General features: G+C 70.9%; 21 protein-coding genes. 10 read left to right on the top strand and 11 right to left on the bottom strand.

What is annotated here, in order from left to right; translation table 11 throughout:
• Window positions 1-406, bottom strand: a 406-nt coding sequence (locus CAP_RS15255; protein ID WP_044241181.1) for a DUF4339 domain-containing protein, incomplete at its 3' end; no start/stop codon positions are given.
• 140 nt (window positions 407-546) lie between these two features.
• On the opposite strand from CAP_RS15255, the gene CAP_RS15250 reads away from it, so the two are divergent.
• The 3 genes from CAP_RS15250 (at window position 547) to CAP_RS15240 (ending at window position 3,460) form a co-directional block, all read left to right on the top strand.
• Window positions 547-1,356 carry a ComF family protein gene (locus CAP_RS15250; RefSeq protein ID WP_063748694.1) on the top strand — a complete coding sequence of 270 codons (810 nt, stop codon included), beginning with the start codon at window positions 547-549 and terminating at the stop codon, window positions 1,354-1,356.
• Between the two features lie 101 nt (window positions 1,357-1,457).
• Complete coding sequence (locus tag CAP_RS15245) at window positions 1,458-2,528, top strand: polysaccharide deacetylase family protein (protein ID WP_231511483.1); 1,071 nt, start codon at window positions 1,458-1,460, stop codon at window positions 2,526-2,528.
• Between the two features lie 182 nt (window positions 2,529-2,710).
• Window positions 2,711-3,460: a hypothetical protein gene (locus CAP_RS15240; RefSeq protein ID WP_156040829.1), complete on the top strand. Its 750-nt coding sequence runs from the start codon at window positions 2,711-2,713 to the stop codon at window positions 3,458-3,460.
• A gap of 408 nt (window positions 3,461-3,868) precedes the next feature.
• Here CAP_RS15240 and CAP_RS50420 read toward each other — a convergent pair whose 3' ends face one another.
• The gene (locus CAP_RS50420) at window positions 3,869-5,296 is read right to left on the bottom strand and encodes an ImmA/IrrE family metallo-endopeptidase (protein WP_156040828.1); all 1,428 of its coding nucleotides are present in this window, start codon (window positions 5,294-5,296) and stop codon (window positions 3,869-3,871) included.
• A 207-nt stretch (window positions 5,297-5,503) separates the two neighbouring features.
• On the bottom strand, window positions 5,504-6,355 hold the full coding sequence (locus CAP_RS50415) for a hypothetical protein (RefSeq protein WP_156040827.1): 852 nt from the start codon (window positions 6,353-6,355) through the stop codon (window positions 5,504-5,506).
• Between the two features lie 123 nt (window positions 6,356-6,478).
• Between CAP_RS50415 and CAP_RS15210 the strand changes: the two genes are divergently transcribed.
• Complete coding sequence (locus tag CAP_RS15210) at window positions 6,479-8,026, top strand: tetratricopeptide repeat protein (RefSeq protein WP_081864907.1); 1,548 nt, start codon at window positions 6,479-6,481, stop codon at window positions 8,024-8,026.
• Window positions 8,027-8,042: 16 nt separating this feature from the next.
• Window positions 8,043-9,284, top strand: coding sequence for a HupE/UreJ family protein (locus CAP_RS44665; protein ID WP_052375296.1), 1,242 nt, complete (start codon window positions 8,043-8,045; stop codon window positions 9,282-9,284).
• 8 nt (window positions 9,285-9,292) lie between these two features.
• On the opposite strand, the gene CAP_RS15200 is transcribed toward CAP_RS44665, so the two are convergent.
• On the bottom strand, window positions 9,293-9,742 hold the full coding sequence (locus CAP_RS15200) for a hypothetical protein (protein WP_052375293.1): 450 nt from the start codon (window positions 9,740-9,742) through the stop codon (window positions 9,293-9,295).
• A gap of 14 nt (window positions 9,743-9,756) precedes the next feature.
• Between CAP_RS15200 and CAP_RS15195 the strand changes: the two genes are divergently transcribed.
• The 3 genes from CAP_RS15195 to CAP_RS15185 all read left to right on the top strand — a co-directional run bounded on the left by CAP_RS15195 (window position 9,757) and on the right by CAP_RS15185 (window position 13,759).
• On the top strand, window positions 9,757-10,776 hold the full coding sequence (locus tag CAP_RS15195) for an endonuclease/exonuclease/phosphatase family protein (protein ID WP_044241174.1): 1,020 nt from the start codon (window positions 9,757-9,759) through the stop codon (window positions 10,774-10,776).
• 921 nt (window positions 10,777-11,697) lie between these two features.
• Entirely contained in the window at window positions 11,698-12,777 is a 1,080-nt protein-coding gene (locus CAP_RS15190) for a helix-turn-helix domain-containing protein (RefSeq protein WP_197041192.1), read from the top strand.
• A 67-nt stretch (window positions 12,778-12,844) separates the two neighbouring features.
• Complete coding sequence (locus CAP_RS15185) at window positions 12,845-13,759, top strand: hypothetical protein (protein WP_197041191.1); 915 nt, start codon at window positions 12,845-12,847, stop codon at window positions 13,757-13,759.
• A gap of 10 nt (window positions 13,760-13,769) precedes the next feature.
• On the opposite strand, the gene CAP_RS44660 is transcribed toward CAP_RS15185, so the two are convergent.
• The 3 genes from CAP_RS44660 to CAP_RS52315 all read right to left on the bottom strand — a co-directional run bounded on the left by CAP_RS44660 (window position 13,770) and on the right by CAP_RS52315 (window position 17,260).
• On the bottom strand, window positions 13,770-14,429 hold the full coding sequence (locus tag CAP_RS44660) for a hypothetical protein (protein ID WP_156040826.1): 660 nt from the start codon (window positions 14,427-14,429) through the stop codon (window positions 13,770-13,772).
• A gap of 247 nt (window positions 14,430-14,676) precedes the next feature.
• Entirely contained in the window at window positions 14,677-16,089 is a 1,413-nt protein-coding gene (locus CAP_RS15175) for a DUF4331 domain-containing protein (RefSeq protein WP_044241171.1), read from the bottom strand.
• Between the two features lie 28 nt (window positions 16,090-16,117).
• Window positions 16,118-17,260 (bottom strand): NHL repeat-containing protein, encoded by a 1,143-nt coding sequence (locus CAP_RS52315; protein WP_052375287.1) that lies wholly within the window; start codon window positions 17,258-17,260, stop codon window positions 16,118-16,120.
• A 115-nt stretch (window positions 17,261-17,375) separates the two neighbouring features.
• Here CAP_RS52315 and kbl point away from each other — a divergent pair, with 115 nt between their 5' ends.
• Window positions 17,376-18,566, top strand: a complete 1,191-nt coding sequence (gene kbl, locus CAP_RS15160) for a glycine C-acetyltransferase (protein WP_044241170.1) — start codon at window positions 17,376-17,378, stop codon at window positions 18,564-18,566.
• 35 nt (window positions 18,567-18,601) lie between these two features.
• Window positions 18,602-20,008, top strand: coding sequence for a hypothetical protein (locus tag CAP_RS15155; RefSeq protein WP_156040825.1), 1,407 nt, complete (start codon window positions 18,602-18,604; stop codon window positions 20,006-20,008).
• 152 nt (window positions 20,009-20,160) lie between these two features.
• Here the strand turns inward: CAP_RS15155 and CAP_RS15150 are convergent, their stop codons facing one another.
• From CAP_RS15150 to CAP_RS15135, 4 genes are all read right to left on the bottom strand, one after another.
• Window positions 20,161-21,330 carry a zinc-binding dehydrogenase gene (locus tag CAP_RS15150; RefSeq protein ID WP_044241166.1) on the bottom strand — a complete coding sequence of 390 codons (1,170 nt, stop codon included), beginning with the start codon at window positions 21,328-21,330 and terminating at the stop codon, window positions 20,161-20,163.
• A 245-nt stretch (window positions 21,331-21,575) separates the two neighbouring features.
• On the bottom strand, window positions 21,576-22,163 hold the full coding sequence (locus CAP_RS15145; protein ID WP_044241165.1) for a hypothetical protein: 588 nt from the start codon (window positions 22,161-22,163) through the stop codon (window positions 21,576-21,578).
• 186 nt (window positions 22,164-22,349) lie between these two features.
• Entirely contained in the window at window positions 22,350-23,855 is a 1,506-nt protein-coding gene (lepB, locus tag CAP_RS44650; RefSeq protein WP_156040824.1) for a signal peptidase I, read from the bottom strand.
• A gap of 132 nt (window positions 23,856-23,987) precedes the next feature.
• Window positions 23,988-25,052 (bottom strand): hypothetical protein, encoded by a 1,065-nt coding sequence (locus tag CAP_RS15135; protein WP_044241273.1) that lies wholly within the window; start codon window positions 25,050-25,052, stop codon window positions 23,988-23,990.

The raw sequence follows: 25,052 nt of genomic DNA, 5'->3' as shown, positions 1-25,052 counted from the left end.
CCGCACCTACCGCACCTACCGCACCTACCGCGCCTACCGCGCCTGCCGCGCCTGCCGCGCCTGCCGCCATCGTCCCCATCTGCGGCGTCGCGAACGCCGCCCGCGCCCGCTCCAGCGACGCCTGCACGGGCCCTGGCGCTCCCCCCGCATCCCGCACCTCTCGCCCGGGCTCTGTCAGCGTCGCCTCGGTGATGGTGTCCATCTCCCCGTTGTTGCTCGCCGTCAGGATCACCCGCGCGAGTTCCGGCACCTGGTGCGCCGCCGTCCACTCGGCCATCCCGCGCCGCCACACCAGCGTCGATCCCGACAGCACCCCCGTCGCCAGCGCTTCCAGCAGCTCCTCGGCGCTCACGCGCCGCTGCACCCCGCGCTCATCGGTCCACCGCCACTCCTCGTTCGCGCTCAAGGCCGGATGCTCCTCCGGGCGCCGCGGCAGCCTCTAACGGCCGGGATTCTCACGGCGCCATGGTACCCCGCGTCGCCCTGGACGCGATGCCTTTTCACCGGCGGGCGCAACCAGCCCTCGCGGAGCCCCGATACACAGGCATGCCCCTTGTCCTCCGCGCCCTGTCCACCCGTGCCCTCGCCCTCCAGCCCCTCGCCGTCCGCGCCCTGTCTACCTGTGCCCTCACCGTCCAGCCCCCTGACCTCCGTGCCCTCGCCATCGGCGCCCTCAGCCCACCTGCGTGCGCCGCCTGCGACGCCCCCGTCCCTGCGCGCGCCGACCTCTGCACCGCCTGCGCCGCCACCGTACGCCGTGACACCCCCACGCCACCGCGCTGCCCGGACCACCCACCCCTCATCGCCCACGCCCTCTTCCAGGGCGCTGTCGCCCGGGTCATCCGCCGCTTCAAGTACACCTCGCGCCCGGACCTCGCCCGCCCCCTCGGCCGCATGCTCCTCCAGGCTGCACGCGACGCCTGCGTCCACGCCGACCTCGTCCTCCCCGTCCCCCTCCATCCTGGCCGCCTCGCCGAGCGCGGCTACAACCAGGCAGCCCTCCTCGCCGCCGAGATCGCATCCCCCCTCCGCATCCCCCTCCTCGCCCGCGGCCTCGCCCGCCTCCGCCCCACCCCTCACCAGGCCCGCCTTGCGCGCCTCGACCGCTTCTCCAACGTCTCCGACGCCTTCCGTGCCCGCTGGCCGGCCCGCATCCAGGGCCGCGCCGTGCTCCTCGTCGACGACGTGGCCACCACCGGTGCCACCCTTGCCGCCTGCGCCAGCGCCCTCCACCGCGCAGGAGCCACCGCCGTCACCGCTCTGGTCATCGCCAGAGCGCACGAAGAAGCCACCCTGGATCTCCCCATTCCGCCGGGACCAAACGATCTCCGCAGTTCCCTCAACCGGATCCCCTGAAACTCCCTGATGCCATTTCCCCGCGGACCAACAACCTGCCCGCATCTTCGGCGCAGGCGCATACCCGCGGGCCTTTGGAACATCCATAATCACGTATGGCCGTGAGCGCAGTTATGCCGACCCACCCTACTCCGGCGCCTCGCCCCAGTTCTCCGAGGGCGATCGCAGCCGACGCACTGGACTCCCTTGGGCTCCTGGACGGCCTCCTCTGGCTCCGTGGTCGTTGCCGCGTCCCTCTCCTCGGGATCTTCACCTACCACCGCATCGCCGAGCCGGACGGCGTGGGCGAACTCGATGGCGGCGTCGCCGAGGCCTCCGTCCGCGAGCTACGCGAGCAGATCGCCCTCATCAAGGCCCACTGCACCGCGCTCACCCTCGACGACCTCTGCCGGGGCCTCCGTGGCGCGCCGCTCCCCCCGAACCCCGTCCTCATCACCTTCGACGACGGCTACCGCGACTGCCACGACATCGTCCTCCCCATCCTCCGCGAAGCCGGCATCTCTGCCACCTTCTTCATCCCCACCCGCTACCCCGACGCTGGCCGCATCTTCTGGTGGGACCGCGTGCACCTCACCCTCCGCCGCTGCTGCCGCGACACCATCGAGATCTCCTACCCTGTTCACCTCGTCCTCCACCCCCTCCGCAACCCCAAGGCTGCCGCCGACCGCCTCAGCGCCGCCCTCAAGCGCACCCCCCGCGTCGACATCGACCGCAGCCTCGCCGAGCTCGAACGCGCCACCGGCGTCACCCTCACCGCCGACGAAGAGCGCGACCTCGCCGCGAACGCCATCATGGGCTGGGACCACATCCGCGCCCTCCGCGCCGCCGGCATGGACATCCAGTCCCACGGCCACGGCCACGGCGTCCTCAACACCATGTCCCCCGAGGACGCCCAGCGCGACCTCACCAGCTCCCGCCGCGTCCTCACCGACGTCCTCTCCGAGCCCGTCCGCGCCGTCGCCTACCCCGTCGGCTACCCCCTCAGCGGCGCCTACCGCGACGCCGTCATCGCAGCCGGCTTCGAGATCGGCTTCACCAACAACACCGGCCTCTGCCTCACCACCGCCTGCGACCCCCTCAACCTCCCCCGCGTCGCCATGGATCGCGGCCAGGTCGGCCCCCTCTACAAGCTCAAGCTCCTGGCCGGCGAACGCTACAGCCCCGCCACCTGATCCAGCCTCATCCAGCCTCATCCAGCCTCCAGGCACGACCTGCCCACCCCCAACCTGCCTGCGCCCGTGCATCCGCCCCTCGGCCCGGCTGGCCTACCCCGTGCACATCGCCCCTCGTGCCCCAGTGCTGCACGCCTCCCGCCTGCAGCGTCCCACCACCTGCCCTGCCGGAGGATCTCCCCATGAGCCACCCGCCCACCCCGCGCCCAGCCTCAGCCCTCTCTCTGAGCGCCCTCGCCCTCTCCCTCGGCGCCCTCTCCCTCGGCGCCCTCTCCCTCGGCGCCCTCTCCCTCGGCGCCCTCTCCCTCGGCTGCGCCAGCGCCGCCTCCTCCGACGCCCGCCCTGCCGCCGACGCCCGTGCGAACACTACGACCCCCGGCCCGAAGCCAGCCTCCATCGCCCTCGGCGCCCACCAGGAACAGCGCGACGCCCAGCATGCCTGGTGCGGCTACCTCCAGGACCTCTACCTCCGCGCCGCCCCTGGCGTGGCCCGCTGGCCCCGCTTCGAGCAGTGCCTCGACGCCCGCACCATGGCCTCTCCCAGCATGCTCCGCGAGACCGCCCACTGCTCCAGCCGCGCCCTCGCCAGCTTCACCGGCGACCCCTTCACCATCGCCTATGCCGCCGAGGTAAGCCGTTGCGGCTCCCATGCCCTCGACGCTGTCGCCGCCTCCGCCCCCGACCTCGTCCCTTACCTCGCCACCATTTGCAGCCGCATCTCCGCCTGCGACGCGGTCGACCACGCCGAGTGCCGCGACACCCTCGAAGACGCCCTCGGCCCCCACCTCCGCCGCGCCGTCGGCGCCATGAACGAGCGTGGCCGCACCGAGCTCCGCACCTGCTTCAGCGCCGTCTCCTGCACCGACCTCGGCGACCAGCTCAACGCCTGCATCGAACCCCTCCTCGACAGCCTCCTCTGGCTCCCCGGCTGACCCACCATCGCGCCGACTGTCCAGCCCAGGCCACCCCCGCGCAGACGGAATGTGAGGCCCAGGCTCTGGTTCAGGTGGAGCTCCCCTTCGTCGTCGAACCGAGCGTCTATCGGGTTCAGCGCATAAGGAATGCGGCCATCCTCGTTCCTCCTCGCGATGCGTGAGGCCGCGGCGCGCAGAGCTTCGATTTCATCCTCATACAGGCGTGGCTCCACCCAGTGAACGTCGCCAGGCGGAGCGTCATCATCCTGCAGGCGAAAATGCCAGGCGAGGTGAGGTGGCGGTAAGTCACGTTGTCGTCGTGGCGGTAAAGGATCCCAACGTGGGCGCCCACGGCGCCCTCCATCACGAAAACGACCACGTCCTCCGAGGGCGCGGTGTGACCTGGCTTCAGCGTGATGGAATCCATCAGCCCCACCTCTGCGTGACCCGCTCGATCCTTTCAGGGTCGAGACTCCAGGTGTCGGCGAGCGCACTCCGCACGCGTTCGAAGAATCGGGCACGCGCCTCGCCGAGCTGCTCCCGCATGTGATCGCTCACCATCAGCACGCCGGTGAGCACCTTCGGCGTGAGCTTGTGGGGGTCGAGCAACTCGAGCGCGCGCCGTGCCACCTGGAACTCGCCTGCATCGAAGAGGTCGTCGAGGTGATCCACGAGCAGGTCCACGGCGGCGATGTCGCGTCCTGCGGCACAGAGTGCGAGCGCTTCCTTGAGCACCCGCGAACTCGAATCGTCCCGTGCCGCCGCGGTCGTACTACGCGCTTCATCGACATAGGCGGGACGCGCATATGTCTCGTCTACCTCGCGGCTTGGCGACATACCGAAGGAAGGATCCGGCGTGCGCCCGGATGCCCGAAGGGCATCGAGCAGGAGCGGCGTACCTCGCGCGGCTGGCAGGCTCGTCGCGAGTTGGTTGGGAGGTGCTGGCAGCTTGTTTTTTCGAAGGCTGAGGGACAGGCTTCGCGCGATGAACCGGACGTTGTTCAGGTGATACGCAGCGATCTCCCAGGGTGTGCTGAAGTGATCGCGCACCTTGGCCACCATCGCTTGAGCTTCCTGAAAATCGGTTATCTCCTTCGGTGGTCGCAGCAAGCGCTGCAACCCCTCAAAGGGAATGAGGAACTCGGCCGCGAAGCCCTTCGCCCGACTCTCGAGGAGGGTATTGGTGCTCGTTCGTGGACTGCTGCTCTCGTCAGGACGATCATCCAGGGCCAGCCTTATGCCGCCTGGCGCTCCAGGATCGAACAGGAGATGGCATAGTTCGTGGGCCAGATAGACCCGCGTGAGCGCTGGGTTCTCGTGGCGATCTGCATCGTCCTCTTCGAGCACCGCCGCTGCAGCAGCCCCGTGGGCATCGCAAATGGACGCAGCACAGAGGTGCTTGGTGACGAGATGGTCTACCAGGACCGCGATACCAAGCTGCTCTTCAAGCAGCACGCGGATGTCGCCGATGGGCTCACCCCCGAGCAGGAGCTTCGCCCGCGCGTGCCGCGCGAGCTTGTAACCCTGCCGGGCCGCGTCCGCGGGTCGTGGCCCGGCTGGGGGTGTAGGTACGAACTGGATTCTTCGGCAGAGACGCTCCACCTCCCCGGCGGCAGCCATGTGCGCCGTGAGCGATCGGCCCGCCCGCATCGCGCGTTCCAGCGCGCCTAGATCTCGGGCATCGAAGTCCTGGTAGGTTCCGTGGAGCAGGAAAACCGTTGCCCCTCCAATTCCCTCAACGCGTTCGATGGGCGCGACCTTGCCCCCTCGGAATTCCTCCTCGTCAAGCGCCCAGAGCCTCGCGAGCCCTTCGAGCACGCCGGGCTCGATGTGTCCTTGCTCGGCAGCGACCACGCGCTCGACGCTGGTACCGATGCGTGATGCAACCTCGCTGACCGAGAGGCCGAGAGGCCGAGAATACTTCGGAACTGGGTGATCACACGCCCCAGGTCAGGCAGATGATCCATGGATCAGTCGTAGTGTTCGTGAACACTGCCGGTCAAGCCCGATCCAGGCACTCGTCCGCCCCCGGCACTCTCTCCATCCACCGTCTTTTCCCGACTATTTCGCCACGTTCTCCGCCGCGCACACGTACTGCGCGCATCGCCCCGCGCACTCCGGATGATCCTTCTCCGCGCGCGTCTGCCGCGTCAGCACCGCCAGCGTATCCACCGCCCGCCCGCAGGCCCCGCTCACCCGCGGCTTCGCGCACCGCCCCTCCGCCGTCGGCCCCACCCCTGCGCACGTGATCCCCACCCCGCACTCCAGCGACGACCTGCACATCGCCCCCTCGCCCCGCGTCCCCCGCACGATCCCCTCACACGCACCAGGAGGCACTGGCGTCAGCGCAGACACCCACCCGCACCCTTCGAGCGACGCCGTCATCGCCCCCTCGCACCGCCCCACCTCCTCCGCGCCCACCGTCACCGCCCCCGCGCGCATCGCCGCGCTCAACGTCCGCGCGCACGCCGCCCCTGCATGGAACCCCGGCTTCCCTCCCCGGCACGCCGCCTTCCGCGCCGCCGGCACCGCGTGCAGCGCCTCGCACAGCCGCACGGCCAGCGGGTCCGGCGCCTCGCCCGTCACCGGATACACCGGCTTCACCTCATCCCCCGCGCCCTGCCCCCGCGCTGTCCCCCCCGCGCTCCCCCGCGCATTCACGCCCTCACTTGCCCTCGCACTCGCGCGTGCACGCGCCCCCGCGCTCGCCCCCGCGCTCGCCCCCGCGCTCGCCCCCGCCTCCGCGCTCGCACTGGCCGAGGTCCCCGCGCCATTCCCACCGACCTGCTCACGGCTGCACCCCGCCCCCCCTGCCACCGCGCAGATCACCACCCCCCACCGTGTCCACGCTCCCCGCTGCAAGCCCGCGAGCTTGCGCCCTCCGTGCAGCACCGCAAGGCATTTGTGCCTCACCCTCTCCACGCTCCCCTCCCGATCTCCTCCGCCCTCCCCGGTCGACCTCCAGCCCCGCCTGCGATAAGACCAGCCCCGCGGCGCGCGCCTCTGCCTTTCAGCCCTCGCCCGCGATCCCCCCTCATGATCGCCCGCCGGACACGCCACCTGGTCCCCCCCATCCCCCGCGTCCTCCGCCTCGCCTGCGCCTGCATCACCGGCGCCTCTCTCACCGCGCTCCTCCCCGCCTGCGACCGCACCTCTTCCCCGTCTTCCCCCGCCCCCACCGCCTCTTCCCCCACCTCTTCCGCCGCCCCCACCGCGGCCTCCTCCCCCTCTTCCCCCGCCTCTTCCCCCGACCCCCGCGCCCTCGCCCTCCAGCCCCCCACCGGCAGCACCGCCGCCGACACCGACCTCCGCGCCCTCATCCAGCGCGCCTCCCGTGGCGAGACCCCACCCGACACCTGGGTCCTCCTTGGCCACGCCTGGATCCGCAAGGCCCGCCACGCCGCCTCCCCCGCGCTCCACCGCAACGCCGCCGCTGCTGCCGACCTCGCCCTCGCCCGCGACCCTCACCACCGCCCTGCCCTCAACCTCCGCGCCCTCGTCCTCCTCCTCGACCACGACCACGCTGCCGCCCGCGACCTCGCCGAACAGATCCTCGCCGCCGACCCCCGCGACCCTGCGGCCCACGGCACCCTCAGCGACGCCCTCCTCGCCCTCGGCAAGTTCCCCGACGCCGCCCGCGCTGCCCAGACCATGGTCGACCTCAAGCCCGACCTCGCCTCCTACGCCCGCGCCTCCCGCCTCCGCTGGCTCGAGGGCGACGTCGAGGGCGCCAAGCGCATCGCCCGCCTCGCCATGAACGCCTACGACCCTGCCGACCCCGAGCCTTACGCCTGGGTCCTCGTCCAGGCCGCCCTCATCTTCTGGCACGAAGGCGACCGCGAAGGCGCCGACCGCGGCTTCGACCGCGCCCTCGACGCCTTCTCCGAGTACCCCCCCGCCCTCCGCGGCAAGGCCCGCGTCGCCCTCGCGAACGGCGACGCCCCCCGCGCCCTCGCCCTCGCCACCCGCGCCCTCGCGCAGACCCCCACCGACCCCGAGACCACCTGGCTCCTCGGCGACGCGCAGCAGGCCGCGGGCACCCTCGACGCCGCCCACCGCACCCACGAACAAGCCCTCACCCTCGCCCGCAAGAGCAAAGGCCGCGTGCTCCTCGCCGAGCTCCTCCTCGCCGCCGCCGCCTCCCCCTCCGCGCCATCGCCCTCCGCGCCATCGCCCTCCGCGCCATCGCCCTCCGCGGCCGCACCCCCTCTCCCTCCTCCAGAGCCCCCCGCCGCCCGCATCGCCGAAGCCCTCCGCCTCCTCGACGCCGAGCGCACCGCCCGCGGCGGCGCCACCGACATCGCCACCGACGACCTCTACGCCTGGGCCCTCTACCGCGCCGGCCGCATCCCCGAAGCCCGCGCCGCCAGCGACCGCGCCCGCGCCCTCGGCACCCGCGACGCGCGCCTCCTCTACCACGCAGGCGCCATCCGCCTCGCCACCGACGACCGCCGCGATCGCAGCGAAGCCGTGAAGCTCCTCGCCTCCGCCCTCAAGCTGAACCCCCGCTTCCACCCCACCGAAGCCGCCGCCGCCGAGCACCTCCTCACCCAGGCCCGCGCCGCCGATGCCCCGGCCCACTGACCTCTCTCTTCATCGCATGCTGCGCGCCCTCCGCGTGCACCTCCCCCCTCTTCGCGTGCACCTCCCCCCTCTTCGCGCGCCCCTCCTCGCCTTCTCCGCCGCCCTCACCGCCGCCCTCACCGCCGCCCTCACCGCCGCCCTCACCGTCCTCCTCGCCCTCGTCTCCCCCGCGCCCGCCCACGCCCACGAAGTCGGCCTCTCCCGCGGCGACCTCGTCGTCGACGGCGCCACCGTCAACGCCGAGCTGATCTTCGCCCAGCGCGAGATCATCACCCTCCTGCCCGCCCTCGACCTCAACCACGACGACGCCCTCAGCGAGAGCGAGACCTCCGCCGCCCTCGATCCCCTCGCCCGCGCCATCGTCGACCGCATCCTCGTCCAGGGCGACGGCACCCCGTGCCCTGGCAAGCTCCTCTCCGCGCACCCCGTCGAGAACGACGGCATCACCCTCAAGGCCGCCTACACCTGCTCCGCCCCTCCCGCCGCCGTGCACATCGAGCTCGCGCTGCTCGACGACCTCTCCGGCATGCACCGCCACATCCTCCGCGTCGGCGGTGGCCCCCGCATCACCGAGGCCATCCTCTTCCGCAGGCGCAAGACCCTCGACGCCCCCATCGCCAGGACCACCTTCCCGCCCGCGCGCGCGGCCTCCTCCTCCGCGCCCTCTTCAGCCCCCCCCGCGTCCCCTGAAGGCGCCGCCCCCACCTCGCTCGGTGCCCTCGACCTCCTCCTCATGGGCGTCGAGCACATCCTCCTCGGCGTCGATCACCTCGTCTTCCTCTTCGGCCTCATCCTCCTCGGCGGCCGCTGGAAGTCGATCCTCCTCGTGGTCACCGCGTTCACGGTGGCACACTCCATCACGCTCGGCCTCGCCTCCCTCGGGATCGTGACGCTCAGCCCGCGCATCGTGGAGCCCGCAATCGCGCTCTCGATCGCGTACGTCGGCTTCGAGAACCTCCACGTCAAGGACGCCGAAGGCCGCTGGCGCATCACCTTCCCCTTCGGCCTGATCCACGGCTTCGGCTTCGCCGGCGCCCTGCAGGAGATCGCCCTCCCCCGCGCCGAGGTGCCCAAGGCGCTCCTCTTCTTCAACCTCGGCGTCGAAGCCGGACAGCTCGCCGTGCTCGCCGTCGTGCTCCCCCTCCTCGCCCTCGCCCGCCGCCGAGGCTGGCTGACCGAGCGCATCGTGCGAGGGACGAGCGTGCTGATCGTGCTCGCTGGTGTGGCCTGGTTTGTGGAACGTGTCCTCGGTGCGTGATGCACCCTTCAGGACGAGATCCCACCCCCGCCGGCACCCCCGCCGGCACCGCCCCCGTCCCCGCCAGCGCCGCCACTGCCGCTGCGACGGAGCCGCTCCAGCTCGCGCGCCCTCGCCGTGGCCGGCTCGACCGCCGTCTCGGGCTCACGCGCCGTGTGGATCACCGGCTCCCCCGCGCCAACGAAGGCCGGCGGTGGTGGCGGGGGAATTGTCACCGTCGGTGGCGGTGGGACGAACATCCTGGGCTCTCCGAGCGCACGGGCGACACTGGCCAGCTCGGGATAATCCGCAGCGATGCGCCCGATGAAGGCCGCGCGCGCCGGCCCATCGGGTGCCGCCGCCGAGCCCCCGGCATCGCGCACGGCATTCCACAGGGCGTAGTACCAGGCACACAGCGAGGCGTGCGCCTCCAGCAGATCCCTCAGCGTCTCCTCGGAAACGATGACGTTCTTGCCCATGGTGGAGAGGAACCATGACCAAGCCCCCCTGTCCAGCCAGTGACGACGCGCAAGCGCCGTCTTCGTCGCCTTCGTCCCCGTCGGCCTCAGCCTCCACGCTGCGGCTGATGACCTACAACGTCCGCTACTTCGGGCACGCCACACGCGGGCTCGCGACCACGTCCGCGGCCATCCACCGCATCGCCCGCTCTCTCTCCCGGATGGACCAGCTCCCCGACCTGATCTGTCTGCAAGAGGTGGAGACCCAGTCCCTGCGCTCGTCGACGATGAACAAGCAGTGGCACCCGGAAGAGACGCAGCTCGACCGGTTGATGCTGGAGCTGCACGCAGCCCTGGCCCACGAGGGCCGGTCGGAGCGGTTCCTCTCCTACTACTTCCCGGCGCACGTCTACCGTCTGACGAACCGGACCAACATCTACACCACAGGCCTGGCCGTGATCGCGCGCGACACGCTGCAGGTGGACCACCACAACGCAACGAAGCCGCACGACATCACCTTCCGTCGCCGGGTGCGCCACCTGAAGCAGACGCGGATCTGCGCGCACGTGTCCTTCAAGCACGCCTGCGGTCAGACGCTCGACATCTTCAACACGCACCTGAGCCTCCCGAGCGTGTTCTCGCGGGAGTTCTGGACAGGCGAGGCACGGATGGGGTTCGGGCCCAACCAGCTCGAAGAAGCCCGGGTGCTGGCGCGCTTCATCGAGCAGGAGAAGCGGAGCAACCTGTTCGTGGTGGTGGGGGACTTCAACGCGCTCCCCGGGTCGCCCGTGGACCGGTACCTGCGGGAGGAGGCAGGGCTGGTGGATGCGTTCTCGCGGGTGAAGCAGGTGTCCGTGGAGGAGGCGCGGGCGTTTGCGACGGCAGGTTTCATGAACCTGCGGATGCACCTCGATCACGTGTACTCGTCGCCCGAGGTGGAGTGGGTGGACTTCGCGGGGACGTTTCCCTTCGGGAAGGAAGGGGCGTTTGCGGGGTTGTCGGACCATGTGCCGCTGATCGGGCGGTGCAAGGTGCCGGTGGCGGAGGCGGCCTGAAGGTAGGGGAGGGGGGGCCTCTCCTGGGGGCCCCGGCGGAGGCGCGGCGGGGGCCTCTCCTGGGGGCCCCGCCGCGCCTCTTTGCCCCAGGATTGGCTGGGGTGGGTGGCTGGATGTGGGCGGAGTGCAGGGGGGAGGTGCAGGTGTCGTGCAGGGCAGGACGACTCCCGAGGAAGATGACGCACTTCCTGTGGTTATCCCGCGGCTGCAGCGTCTGGCGCGCTGTACTCCTTCGCACATCCGGGAGGCTCCCGCGACCATCCCCGCAGCTCCCGCGGAGGTCGGCGCGACTCCCGACCACGTCCCGCCAGCTCCCGACCAGGTCTGGCGAACTCCCGACCAGGTCTGGCGAACTCCCGACCAGGTCTGGCGAACTCCCGACCACGTCCCGTCAGCTCCCGACCACGTCGACAGAACTCCCGACCAGGTCAGTCCCAACTCCCGACCAGGTCTGACGAACTCCCGACCAGGTCTGGCGAACTCCCGACCACGTCCCGTCAGCTCCCGACCACGTCGACAGAACTCCCGACCAGGTCAGTCCCAGCTCCCGACCACGTCGCCAGAACTCCCGACCAGGTCGGCTCAGCTCCCGACCACGTCGCCAGAACTCCCGAGCAGGAAGACGCAACTCCCGACCACGTCGACAAAACTCCCGACCAGGTCTGGCGAACTCCCGAGTAGGAGGGCTCACTCCCGACCACGTCGGCGCAGCTCCCGAGTAGGAGGGCTTACTCCCGAGGAGGGATGGCGAGGCTCCGGCGTGGAGCGGGGCGACCTCCGGTCAGCGACCCGATGCCGCGCGGCATGCCGGCTCGCGGACTGGAGCACCCACGCAGGGTGGCGGTACGGAGGTCAGGAAAGCGATGGTATGAGGTCCGCTGCGCGCCATCGCGGCGCGGATCCTCGGGACGGACAACAGGCATGCTTCGAGAGACGTCCGAGAGCTTGCAGGGGCACGCTGGCGACACGGCAAGCCAGGAGGAACCGGGCCTGCCGCCCTTGCGCAGCGTGAGCCGGGGCGTCGTCGCGTCGCTGCTCCATCCCATCGCGGCGCGGCTCTGGCAGCGCTCGGACCGGCAGGAGGCGTGGGCCCTCTTCGAGAAGGTGCGCGCGGCGGCGCCCGAGGTGCTCATCCCGGGGCGCGAGCTGAAGCCCCTCATCGCCGCGCTGGAGGCTTCAGGGCTGCTCGGGGTAGAGACCGTGGCGTACTTCCCTCAGGCGAGCCTCGGCGTCGTCGACTACTACACCATGTCCAGCGCCACCCTGCGCGAGGGGCTCACCCGCTTCGTGCAGTGCCTTAAGGTCTTCACCGACGCCCTGCCGGTGGCGCTCGTCGAGGAAGGCGACCTCGCCCGCTTCGTCCTCCGCGAGCGCAACAGGCCCAGGCTGTCGCGGCGCCTCGCCGAGTTCTTCTTCGCGCTGGTGGCCACCCGGTGCCGGGAAGCCGTGGGCCCGCGCATGCAGTTCCGCGAGGTCGCCTGGATTCACCCCGAGATGGACCGCAAGGACGCCTGCGAGGCATTCTTCGGCGCCCCGAACCGCTTCGGGTGCGAGGAGGACGCGCTGGTCTTCGACGCCTCCCTGCTCGACTGCGCGCTCCTCACCTCCGACCCCTCCGTGAGCCTGACCCTCGACGAGCACGTGCGGAAGGTGGGAGAGCGGGCCCGCTACGACGCCTTCCTGGAGCAGGTGCGCGCGGCGGTGGCGCGCTCGCTCCCGGCAGCGCCGAAGGTGTCGCTCCTCGCCCGGTCCCTCGGCGTCTCGACGCGGACACTCCAGCGGCGCCTCTCGGAGCGCGGGACGCACCTGCAAGCGCTCCTCGACGACGTGCGGCGCCAGCGCGCCATCGCGCTGCTGGAAGACCGCTCCGTGCCTGTCGCCCTGCTCGCCGAGCGCCTCGGGTTCGCCGAGAGCGCCCCCTTCTTCCGCGCCTTCCGGCGATGGACGGGCACGACCCCCGCCGTCTTCCGCGCCCGCAAGGACGGAAGCGCGCGCCGCTGATCCGAGACGCGGACGCGACGAAACGGTTTGGTGACCAAAGGATGCTGTGCTCATCCTCGCCGCCACCATGAGCCAGCAACCCATGACCGATGCGGAGCGCCAGGCGTTGCTGGCGCAGTACAAGGACCTGCACGCGCGCGCAGAGGCCGCAGCCCGGGACGCGAACCGGGTCAGGGTCAAGCCCGCGAGGCTCGCGCTGACCGCCCTCGCGATCCTGGCGATCGGGGTGGTGCTCTACCTCGTCACCGACAGCGTGGTGTGGGCCCTGCTCGGGACCCTGGTCGGCCTGCCCGTGGTGGTGCTGGTGGGCGTGGTGATCACTGCCACCATCAGCCACAGCGCGGCGGAACGAGAGCGCAAACTCCAGGTGCCCGTCGGCAGCGCGCGGGTGATCGCCGACCCCAGGAAGATGCTGGCGCGCGTGAACAACCCGCTCTCGGGCGAGATGCCCACGGGGGACCGCCTGGCGCTCTGGCTGTGCTGCTACCTGGACTACTGCGTCGTCAACTACAACGCGAAGCGGTGGGCGCCCTCGGACCCGGGGAGCAAGTGCTGGCCACAGGCGCTCGCGTGGCTCTCGACGCTCCAGCCGCAGCTCGCGGCGGGCGCGAACCCCGCGGGCGGTGGCTTCGACTTCGGGAACCTCGGCGGGTGGCAACCGACGGCGGAGCGGCTGATGATCGAGCGCGAGGTCGCCGACGCGGAGCTGCGCATCGTGCGCGGGACCAAGGGCTACACGTTCATCGCGTCCGAGCCGATGGGCAACCTGCAGCGCGGCGACATCTTCGCCGCCTCGTTCCCCGCCCTGGCCGCGCAGGTGCTCGCCTCCGGCCAGGTGGACCCGCGCGAGGTGTGCTCGATGCTCCTCGCGCAGTGCGCGATCTACCAGGCCCGCGGCAACACCATGCCGAGCGGGGAAGTCGTGAACGAGGCGCTCGCGCAGCACCCGGCCTTCGCGGCGCGCCTCGCCACCGTCGCCTGAACGCGACGCCTCAGTCGTAGCGCGCCGAAAGCTTGTAGCTCCCGCGCAGGCTCACCCTCACCGCATCCGGATCCGACTCCCAGCTCACCGTCAGCGTCTCACCCGCTTCCTCGCGCTCTTCCTCTTCTTCGGCCTCGCGCTCTTCCTCTTCTTCGGCCTCGCGCTCTTCCTCTTCTTCGGCCTCCCCCTCGTCCTCCTCTTCCTGCTCCTCGACGCGCTCGATGGTCGCTCCATCCACCCCTTCGAGGATCGCGTTCGCCAGCGGCCCCGCGGCGAGCACGAACAGCCCCGGGTCCTTCGTGGGCGACACCCCCTTCTTCGCCAGCAGCGCATCGATCCCCGCGCGCGCCTTCTCGAACTCCTGCTCGGCCTGCGCAACCTCGGTCGCGCCGAACTTCGCCGATTGGCCCTTCGCCCCCTGCCTGGGCTTCACCGCTGCATGCGCCGCCACCGCGCCGACCACGAAGGTGAAGACCGCCGCCTCGTCCGGCGTGGAGGCATTGGGCGTCCCCGTCTCGCTCAGGTCACCGTTCGGCGCCCCCACCAGCGCCCCCCCGAGCGCGCTCACGCCTTTGGCGATGGCGGCGCACTGGGCATACGTGAGTCCGTCGAGCGGATAGCCATGCACCACGAGGGCATGCGTCTGCTTGGAATCGAAACCGTGCTTCATCCTGGGCTCCTCGAAGTGGCGCGCCGTGCTGGCCGCGAACGCGAGCGACCGCGCGCCGAACAAAGCCCGAACCTCACCAGGAACGCCGCGCCTCCTCCAGCCCCCCCACGGCGAATGGCGCGCGTGGGTACGAAGTTGGCGCGCGAGGACACGAGGCCAGCGCGCAAGGACACGATCCCGACGCTCCTCCTTCCCGCGCGCGGGCGTCCTGCTTCAGGGCCCGTTCGCCAGCGCCACGAGCGACAGGCTACTTGTAGTGGCTCTCGTTCGCGCCCTCCCAGGGCGGCGCGAGGTACGGGAACGTCGTCAGGAAGAGCCGATCGTTGGTGTTCACCCCGTCGCTCACGGTGAGGGCGATGGTGCCCGTCAGGACCAGGGTGAGCGAGAGGTCGGTGACGTCGGTCTGCTCGGTGTTCTGGCCCAGGTTGATGGGGCGACCGTTCGGGAAGATGGAGGGCGTGCCCAGGTCGACGCGGAGCACGTCGCCCACCGAGGTGATGGTGTGGTTGCCGAGGATCGGGATGCCCAGGTTGAGCACCTCGATGATGTCGGTGCGGTTCGCGCGCAGCTCGGGGAGCTGGGCGGCGTAGGCCGCGAGGGGCTGGCCGGCGCCGTAGAGGCCCGCGTACTCCGCGTTGCGCACCAGCATGGGGTTCAGGAGGTACGGGCCGAAGTTCGCGAAGTCGTCGCGCGGGTGGGCGCTGTTGTAGCGGTCCTTGTCCTGCAGCCCGATCACCACGTCGTTCATGAGGGGGATACCGGCGCGCGAGACCTGCACCCAGGGGCCGAGATCGTCGTGCGTGCCGCCCGCGCGGAGGACGCGGACCTTGCGCCGGCTGGCCGAGGCCCAGACGCCCACGGTCTGCGCGTCGCTCGCGCCCGGGATGACCGCGCCGCCGTTGACCCGGGTCAGGGGCAGCTCCAGGGCGATGGTGTGGACGTTGTAGCCGCCCACGTGGTTCCTCGCGGTGCAGGGCGGGTTCGGCGCGACCATCATCGGGCAGAGACCCCCGAGGTCGTAGAGGTGGCCGAGGTCGCCGTAGAAGCTGTCATCGCGCGGGCCAGCCCAGACGCGGCCCTCGTTGTTGGCGAGGAGGCGGAGGAACGTGGAGCTGACGGAGAAGGCAGGGTAGCCGGCCGCAGGCGCGCCGTAGGCGAGCACGTTGCTGCGGGGGCCGATGTTGGGCGGGGCGACGGGCACGTTGTCGATGAGGGTGACCGCGTTCCCTCCCACGACCTTCGTGACGCTGTAGGTCTGCACGGCGCCGGCGATCTGGGAGAAGAACTCGTTGCCGCCCGCCGGGGTGGGGTCGAGCGCGGCGGGGTCGTGCACCGTGACCGGCGTGGTCGAGAAGCGGATCTGGTAGGTGATCGCGTCCTCGAGGCTGGTCGGGCCGCGGACGATGTGCACCTCGTAGAGCACGTCGTCCGAGAAGGCGTGGTAGTTCGGGCCGCCGGCAGGGGGCTGGAACGGGATGTAGTTGGCGAGGATGACCAGGTTCGAGCCCTGCACCCAGGCATAGAGGTCGGTGTTGTCCGCGGCGGGGTCGCTGGCGATGGCGGGGGCTTCGCGGTGCGAGCTCGCCCTGGCCTCGGGAGAGGCCGAGAGCACGCCGAGGGCCGCGAGGGCCGTGCCGATCCACGCAAGGTGCTTTCTCATGATCCGAGCTCCTCTCGTCACGTCGCGGTCAGTGGGAGATCACGAACAGCCGCCCGGAACCTTCGGCCGTGCTGTCGGCAAACCCGAACACGTCGGCGTTCCTGGCGCGGTGCAGCCCCGCAGGCTCGCGGTAGGCGCCGATCGGGTCGGTGAGGGTGGTGGTGCTGCCGTCGGCCAGGGTGATCACCTGGACGGCGTCGGTGCCGGTGAGGCGGTCCCGCGCGGAGACGAGGAGCACCTCGCCGTTCCGCGAGAGGGCGACGCCGCAGGGCATGCCCACGGAGAGGCCCGTCGCGACCACGTTGGCGACGCCCTGCTCGATGACGAAGACCGCAGCGCTCTGATCGCCGGCCCCGCGGGTGTCGCACACGTAGACCTTGCCGTCGTCGGCGATGGTGACGCCGCTCGGGTCGACGAGGGGCTGGCCGACGTGGAGCACCGCGGGAGAGCCGCCAGCGAGGGAGGCGTCGTAGACAGTGGGCCTACCGTCCGCCGGGTCGACGCCGGTGAAGAGGAGCCGCCCCTCGCCGCCCGTGCCCTCGTGGTAGGCGATGCCGCGCGGGCGGGTGCCTTCGCCGAGGGAGAGCGGGGTGACGGTGCCGCTCGTGCTCACCCGGAAGATGCGGCCCGCATCGAGGCCGCCAGCGTCGCCCGCGGCAGGGTCGGCCACGTAGAGGTTCAAACCGGTGTCGTCGATGGTGATGCCGAAGGGAGCGACGAGGCCGGAGCCCGTGACGATGGTGTCGACGTCGCCGCCCGAGAGCGTGACCGTGGAGACGGCGGCGCTCCCATCCACGCCGAAGCCTGCGACGTAGAGCCGATCGCCCGAGGGGCTCGGGGTGACGTCGAAGGCGCGAACGCTGGCCGCGGGAGCGATCTGGAAGTCGCCGCTCGCCCCGCCCCCGCTGCCCCCTGCGCCGCCGGTCCCGCCCGCGCCGCCCACGTTGCCCGCGCCGCCCACGTTCCCTGCGCCGCCGGTCCCGCCCGCGCCGCCCATGCCGCCGCCGGAGGAGGTCGTGGTGGTGGTGGTCGTCGTCGTGCTGTTCGGGGTGGTCTCCTCCGAACAACTGCACCCTGGCTGGACCGCGGCGAGCACCGCGAGCGTGAGCGCGCGCGCACGCGCGTCCAGGAGGGGAGTGCGGATCGAGCCGCGTTCCTTCGCGTCCTTCATGCGTCTCTCCTCCTCGGGCAAACGTCCGGATCCAGGGGACTACGTGCCACGGGCGACCCCCGCTTGCCTAGGGCTTCGCTCGACCCCCCGCGCCGTACACCTTATAAAGCCCCCCATGTTCGACACGGCTCGCTCGATCTACGCCCAGGCGCTCGATGAGATCCAGTCGGCGGGGCTCCACAAGGAGGAGCGCGTCATCGCCACGCCCCAGGGGGCAGTGATCCGCACGACCGACGGCAAGGACGTCCTCAACTTCTGCGCGAACAACTACCTGGGCCTCTCCTCCCACCCCGCGGTCATCGCGGCCGCCAAGCAGGCCATCGACTCCCACGGCTTCGGGCTCTCCAGCGTGCGCTTCATCTGCGGCACCCAGGACCTGCACAAGGATCTCGAGCACACCATCGCCCGGTTCTTCGGCACCGACGACACCATCCTCTACTCGTCGTGCTTCGACGCGAACGGGGGCCTCTTCGAGACCCTCCTCGGCGAGGAGGACGCGATCATCTCGGACGCGCTGAACCACGCCTCCATCATCGACGGCATCCGGCTCTGCAAGGCGGAGCGGCACCGCTACCCGAACGGGGACATGGCCGCGCTGGAGGAGGCGCTCAAGAAGACGGCAGGCCGGCGGCTCCGGATGATCGCCACCGACGGCGTCTTCTCCATGGACGGCTACCTGGCCAGGCTCGACACCATCTGCGACCTCGCCGAGAAGTACCAGGCGATGGTGATGGTGGACGACTCGCACGCCACGGGCTTCATCGGCCCGACGGGGCGCGGAACGGCCGAGGCGTGCGGGGTGATGAAGCGGGTCGACGTGTTCACCTCGACGCTGGGCAAGGCCCTCGGCGGGGGCAGCGGCGGGTTCACCACGGGGCGCAAGGAGATCGTGGCCCTGCTCCGGCAGCGCTCCCGGCCCTACCTGTTCTCGAACACGGTGGCGCCGGCCATCGTCGGCGCGTCACTCGCGGTCTTCGACCTGCTCGACAAGGAGTCGACCCTGCGCGAGCGGGTCATGGACAACGCGCGCCGCTTCCGCGAGGGCATGGCCGCCGCGGGCTTCACCATCAAGCCCGGGGTGCACCCCATCGTGCCGGTGATGCTCGGCGACGCGCGGCTCGCGGCGGAGATGGCGAAGTCCCTCCTCGCCGAGGGGATCTACGTGATCGGGTTCTCGTTCCCGGTGGTGCCCAAGGGCGAGGCGCGCATCCGCGTGCAGCTCTCCGCGGCCCACACGCCGGAGCACGTGGACCGCGCCATCGAGGCCTTCACCCGCGTGGGGCGCGCCCACGGCGTGCTCGCCTGATGCACCGAGAGGCGCCCGCGATGCTCGTGACCAGCATGCTTCGTGATCGCAGGGTGGTGGTCTTCGCGGCCCTGTCTCTCCTCGCGGCCTGCGGCGCCAGGACGGACCTGAACGCCGAGGGCAGCTCGCGGGGAGGGCAGGGCGCGAACGGGCAAGGCGCCAACGGTCAAGGCGCCAACGGTCAAGGCGCCAACGGGCAAGGGGCAGGGTCGTCGTGCCCCGCCGACGAGGTCGATCCCATCGAGGTGACCACCCCGGAGTGCAACCACGTCACGGCCACCGGCTACGTGGACGGGGGGCAAGGCTTTCACCAGCGCGGGCCGGTGCTGACGTACTCCAGCGACGACCGGACGCAGGTCACCGTGCTCAGTGGGTGGACGATCGCCGCCTCTCCCACCTCGCCTGCTGCCTTGCGGCACACGAGCTGGATGCCGTGGCAGCTATGGCCCGTGGATGGGTGGCTCGGGCCGAGCCACGTCGCCGATTTCACGGGGGGAAGCTCGTACGCTGCAGCGCCGATGCCCGGAGACAAGCTCACCATCTCGTTCGCGCTCCCGGGAGGCGATATCTGGACGTCGCGCTCCTTCGTGCCAGGGAGCCCGGAGATCCCTCCGAGCTTCCGGGTGAGCTATGGGGGGGAGCACGCGCTGACCACCGTGCCAGGCCCGGAGCGGACCCTGGTGGTGACCGAGGGGGTGAAGGCGTTCGGAGCGCCGGAGGGGTGGCACCAGTTCGAGTTCTTCACGGTGACCGAGGCGCCCGCGGACGTCGGAGGGACCATCCTGGGCTGCGGCAACGCGACGCTCGGCGCCGACGCCATCCGCAGCCCGGAGGGCCTCGGCTACCTCCTCGCGTACTCCCTGGGAGGGTCCCAGGAAGACGTCTCCTGCGCCACCCAGGGCCACCTGCCCGAAGCCCCCGCGCCGAACCGCATCCAGATCATGTGGATGAACGAGCTCGGGTACGAGGACATCAACTCCAGCGACGAGCGCGAGCGCATCCCGATCGAGGGGCTGGCCGGTCGGGTACGGCTCGCACCCAGCCCCGTGGGCGCGTGGCTGGTGGCCGGGAGCCAGGCGGGGGGCAACCGCCTCTACGTGGAGCACCTCGATCCGTTCGGGTACTCGATGCTGGAGTTGCAGGAGATCGCCACGCCGCGGTCGTTGGACCATTTCGACGCGAAGGCGTTCGGGGACACGCTCGCCGTCGCGTGGGTCGAAGACGATCCGGAGGGCGGCCCGGGGCAGGTCATCCAGATCCGCATGCTCGACATCGACAACCAGCCCATCGCCTCGGCGCAGATCCGCAGCGGCAGGCCCGTGGTCGGAGCCCCCTCCCTGCTCGGGGCGGACGACGGCCAGCGCCTGCTCGTCGCCTGGTCCGAGACGCCGGAGTGCGGCGAAGACCGCATCCGCGTCATCCGCCTCGACTGCGCGCTGTAGTACTGCGTACGGCGATTCAGGGACCTTCGGCCCCTACGCTCCCGGTGGTCGCTACCCCCGTGACTTCGCTCGAACGCCGAGCCGAAAACCCGGGACGAACCTGGGAAACGGAGTACTAGCCCACCCGGCAGGGGCTCGCGCCCCTGCGTCCTTCAGTAGCGGAGGATCATCTTCGGGTGACGCTGCATGGCGTCCTGGAAGGACTTCGGCTCGAAGGCGTCGAAGTCGACCACGGTGCCCTCGCCGCGGTTCAGGATCACCTCCCAGATGAGGTCGTGGATGTTCGGGTCCCGCGACTCCAGGAGCTGGCGGGTGATGTGCCAGGTCTCGAAGATGCGGCGCCCCACCACGCTGTGCACGGCGATGCCGTTGACGATCATCCGGTCGAGGTTCTCGATCACCGCGTCGCCGCTCTTCAGGCCGAAGAGGATGACGTCACCGCCGCGGCGGGTGGCGTGGATGGCGTTGTTGACGCTGCTGTTCACGCCACTCATCTCCAGCGCCACGTCCACGCCCACGCCCTCGGTGGCGCGGCGGATCTGCTCGGCGAGCGCCGGGTCGTGCGCGAACGGCCGATCCTTCGGGGAAGGGCCCGGGGCGAGCACCACGTTGGCGCCGAGCCGGCGCGCCATCTCCGCGTTCCGCTCGGAGGGCTCGACCCCGATGATGGAGGCCGCCCCCATGGCGCGCGCGATGGCCACCGCGAACAGGCCGATGGTGCCGCAGCCGATGATCGCCACCCGCTTGCCCCGCAGGGGGACCTTGGTGCAGGCGTGCACGGCGTTGCCGAAGGGCTCCTGCACCGCCGCGACCTCGGGGCGGATCTTGGAGATGTCGGTGCGCCAGAGGTTCCTGGCGGGCAGCTTGACGAGATCGGCGAAGCAGCCGTCCTCGCTGATGCCGATGATCTTGTCGTCGGCGCAGACGTGGGTGTCCCCGACGCGGCACTGGTAGCAGACGCCGCAGGGGATGTGGCTCTCGGTGGAGACCACATCGCCGACGCGGAAGCCGTAGGTGCTCGCGGCCTCCTGGCCCACGTCGACCACCGTGCCCAGCAGCTCGTGGCCGATCACCCGCTGCTCGCGGTGATCGCGATCGAGGGACTGGAAGATCATGTCGTGGAAGGCGGTGCGGAACCAGATGCCCCGGTCCGAGCCGCAGAAGCCGGTCATCAGCGGCTTGATGAGGACACTCTGGCTGTCGCTGCGGTCGTGGCTCTCGTCGATCCTGGGCCGCTCCACCTGCTCGCGGCGGAAGCCGACGGTGGTCTCCCACGGGTCCTTTGCGCGGTCGTACGTCAACGCCCACATCGTGTCGCTCATGGACGAGGCTCCTCTTCTGGGCTCGCTGCGCGCGTGTCCGCGTGCAGCCGTCAGGTTGCGGAGATTGCGGTAGCACCGGGACGCCCACTGCGACAAGCGGGCGCCGGCTTCATCTTGACGAGGAAAGCGCTTGATGCGGTGCGCTACGGGTCGGAACGCACGGCTTGAACGGAGGGACGCCGTGTCGAAGCGATCGGGCGTGGCGCTTGATGCGATGCGCTACGGACCGACCTGCACGTGCGCGATCACTTGGTGTTGGGCAGCTTGAACTTGATGCGCCCGCGGCCGCCGTCGGTGCCCGCGTCAGTCGCCGTGCCCGCGTCAGTCGCCGTGCCCGCGTCGGTCGCCGTGCCCGCGTCGGTCTCCGTGCCTGCGTCCGTGGCGGGGGTGCTCGCGTCGTTGCCCGCGTCGGTGACACCCGCGTCCGTGATGACGGCGGGGGTGCTGCTCAGGCGGCTGTCGGTGACGCTCGCCTCGACCCAGCCGGGGCAGAGCTTGGACGTGCCACACGGCCACTCGATGAGCATCCAGTTGCCGGAGCTCGCCTTCAGGTTGATGAAGGTGCCCGGTCCGACGGTGGTCAGGAGCTTCGAGGTGGTGTCTGCCGCCTGGAACACCTTGAAGGCCTGCAGCGTCTTGCGGGTCCCGCTCTGCACCACCTGGTTCGGGTAGCTCGCCACCTCGTCGGTGCTGCTCGCAGACGGAGTCTCGCTGACCGTGGCGGTCTCCACAGGCTTCGGGAGCTCGTTGGTCGCGGTCTCTTCCTTCTGGCAACCGGCGCCGAAGCACAGCGCTCCCCCGATGGCCAGTCCCAGCAGCGTCTTGCTCATCATGCGTGGTCTCCTCGACGGCGCACGGTACACGAGACCGACCGATCGCGCAGCAACGGCGGGTAACCCCACGAATCTCCGGGGGCCTCCCGCCTCTCCAGGGATCGCGAAGGCGCTCGGGGAGGGGATCGCGGGGGCCTGGCCTCTCCGAGAGGGATCGCGCTGCGCCCTCCCAGGGACCCGCGGGCGCTACCTGGTGCGGACCGGTGGGGTGGTCTCGGCGACCGAGGGGCGCTCGCGGAGGCACTGGTCGAGCGTCTCCTGGAGCTTCGCCAGGTCCCGCTCGCTCAGGTTTCCGGGGAGCTTCGGGCGCCCCATGACGTTCACGAAGAGGCGATCCAGGGCGAATCCGCCGCCCGGCGCGACGCTCATCCACACGAAGGTGGCGCGGCCCTTCATGTTCTCGAAGGGGACGCCCGCGCCGAGACCACCGCGCCAGCTCCGCGAGTCGTGGCTGTTGTTGCGGTTGTCGCCCATCACCCAGGCCTCCTTGGGCGCCACCTTGAAGGGACCCTGGAGCACGCCGCACAGGCCCTTGCGGCAGACGAGGCCCGCGTTGCAGTCGCTCTCGGTCTTGCAGACCTGCTCGTCGGGGTTCTCGTCGTAGAGCGTGAAGTAGGACCTGTCCTCCAGGTACTCGACGAACAGCTCCGCCTGCCGACCGTCATAGCGGTAGGGCCCCACGTAGCAGTGGGGCGCCAGCCAGCCGTTGAGGATGGGGCGGCCGTTGATGGCCTCCAGGGTGTCGCCCGGCAGGGCGATGGTGCGCTTGATGAAGTCCTGGTCCTCGTTCTCGGGGAACTTGAAGACCATCACGTCGCCACGCGCGGGCGGGAGCTGCGAGTACAGGCGCCGATCGGTCCAGGGGATGAGCGGGCCGTAGGTGAGCTTGTTGACGAAGATGTGGTCGCCGACCATCAGGGTCGGGATCATCGAGCCGCTCGGGATCTTGAAGGCCTCGACGACGAAGGCGCGGAGGATGAGGGCGATGGCGACGGCGATGCCGATGGACTCGGCGTACTCGCGCATCTCCCCCTTGCGCCAGCGGCCCAGGTACTCGCCGACCACCTTGTCGGCGCGGCTGTGCGCGGCGTCGAAGGCCGGGAAATCGAAGCGCTCGGCGCTCATGGTGCGCTCGAGAGCGCGCAGCGCCTGCTCGACCTGCTCGCGCTCTCCCTCGGTCAGCTCGCGCTCGACGTCACGCTTGCGGGTGCGGAGGATGCGCTGCGCCTCGTCGAGCAGGGCCGCCGCGTCCTCGAAGCGGGCGCGGGCCTTCGGGGGAATGTCGCGCCGCCCATCGACGCCGAGCGAGGACGCGAGCGGCAGGTCGTGGCGGAAGCGCCAGAGGACCATGGCGAAGAGCGTGAAGAGGACGATCCCGACCGGGAGCTGCTGCTCGGCCACGAAATCGCGGAGGGGCTGACCGCCTCCGGAAGACGACGGCGTGAGAAGCCAGACGTTGGCCACCGCGAGCAGGAGCGGCACCGACACCACCCACACCGCGTAGAACAGGAACCGCAAAAAGCCGCCCGCGGACCCACCCGGAGGGGCCCCGCCTCCCGGGCTGCCCGCCGGTACCCCTGGCCCTCGCTCATCGTCGTCGACGAGATCGCGGCCGGCGGCACGGCCTTCCGTGGACGTGGTAGCCGCGCCGACCGACGGGGCCCTGGGTTGGTCTTCGGATCGCGGCGACAAGGGGTGGTTATGTATACGTCACACCCTGCCGCGGCAAGCGCCCCCGCGCGCGCGCCCGTCCCCATCCACGCCCCCGCGCGCGCCCCCGCGGTCGTCCGGTCCGTGGCGGCCGTCGACGCAGCTTGGCGGCCCTCAGGGCGCGTCCCCTAGCTGCACTGCGTAACTGACCAGGGCGGCCCGGTCGTCGTGGGCCTGGGTCGCGGGCTGCGTGGGGCCCGCAGCGGCCGTGTTGTCGAGGACCAGGTAGTAGAAACCTCGGGGCAAAGGCACCGTCTTGCGCCAGATCGCGCCCGCGGGGACCGCCTCGGCGAGGCGCGGGACCTCCGGCGGGGGCGTGGGCACCGGCTGGGTCGCGTACTGCTGGAGCCAGGGGCCAGTGGGCGCCCGCGGCAGGATGAGGACATCGACGCCATCGGCGCCGTCGACGTTGAGGGTGAGGCTGAGGGCCTCGTCGTTGCCCGTGACCTCCAGGGGACCGATGTAGTCGCGCTGGTCCTGGTGGATCTCGGTGCGCTCGTTGAGGAGGAGCAGCTTCTGGCTGCTGCCGTGCTCGTAAGGCTCGGGCGGGCGCTGCCCCTTCTCGACGATGCCGAGGCCGAGCTGCATGGAGGCGTCGCTGCCGCGGATGACCGTGAAGCCGCGCGCGATCTCCGAGCGGAGGAGCTGCGCGCCGAGGGCGTCGGACATGGCCGTCCCCGGCGCGAGGGAGATGCCCCCCACCGAGATCGTGGCGGGCTTCTCGATCATGCGCGTGGTGAAGGTGGCGGCGGTGGTCTCGCGCTGGCGGAAGTAGACGTACATGACGCCTCCCTCCATCAGGAAATCCTGCTCGTACTCGACCCCGACGGCGGCATCGAAGCCGATGCGGCGGGTGAGGTTGGTCCAGACGAAGCCGAACCCCCCGAGCTGCACCTTGAGGTTGCCGTTCGGGAGCTGCTGGGCCGCGCACGAGGTGGGGTAGAAGCGGCCGGTGGAGGGATCCTCGTCCCGGAGGCGGAGCGGGACGCTGCGCTTCTGGACCTCGGTGCACAGCGTCTGCGTGGCCCAGGTGAGCACGGCGCGGCGCAGGGAGAGGTTCCCCGTGTTGTTCACCACCCCCGGCATGAGGCCGAGCGCGCTCTGTCCGCAGGAGGCGCCCGGAAGGCCGAGGAAAAAGAAGAGGGGCAGGAGCGCGCGGGCGGCGCGCGACGCGATCAT

This window comes from Chondromyces apiculatus DSM 436 (assembly GCF_000601485.1).
GTDB lineage: Bacteria > Myxococcota_A > Polyangia > Polyangiales > Polyangiaceae > Chondromyces > Chondromyces apiculatus.
The sequence above is the reverse complement of the archived record's forward strand: the minus strand, read 5'-3'. Positions and strand labels throughout refer to the sequence as shown.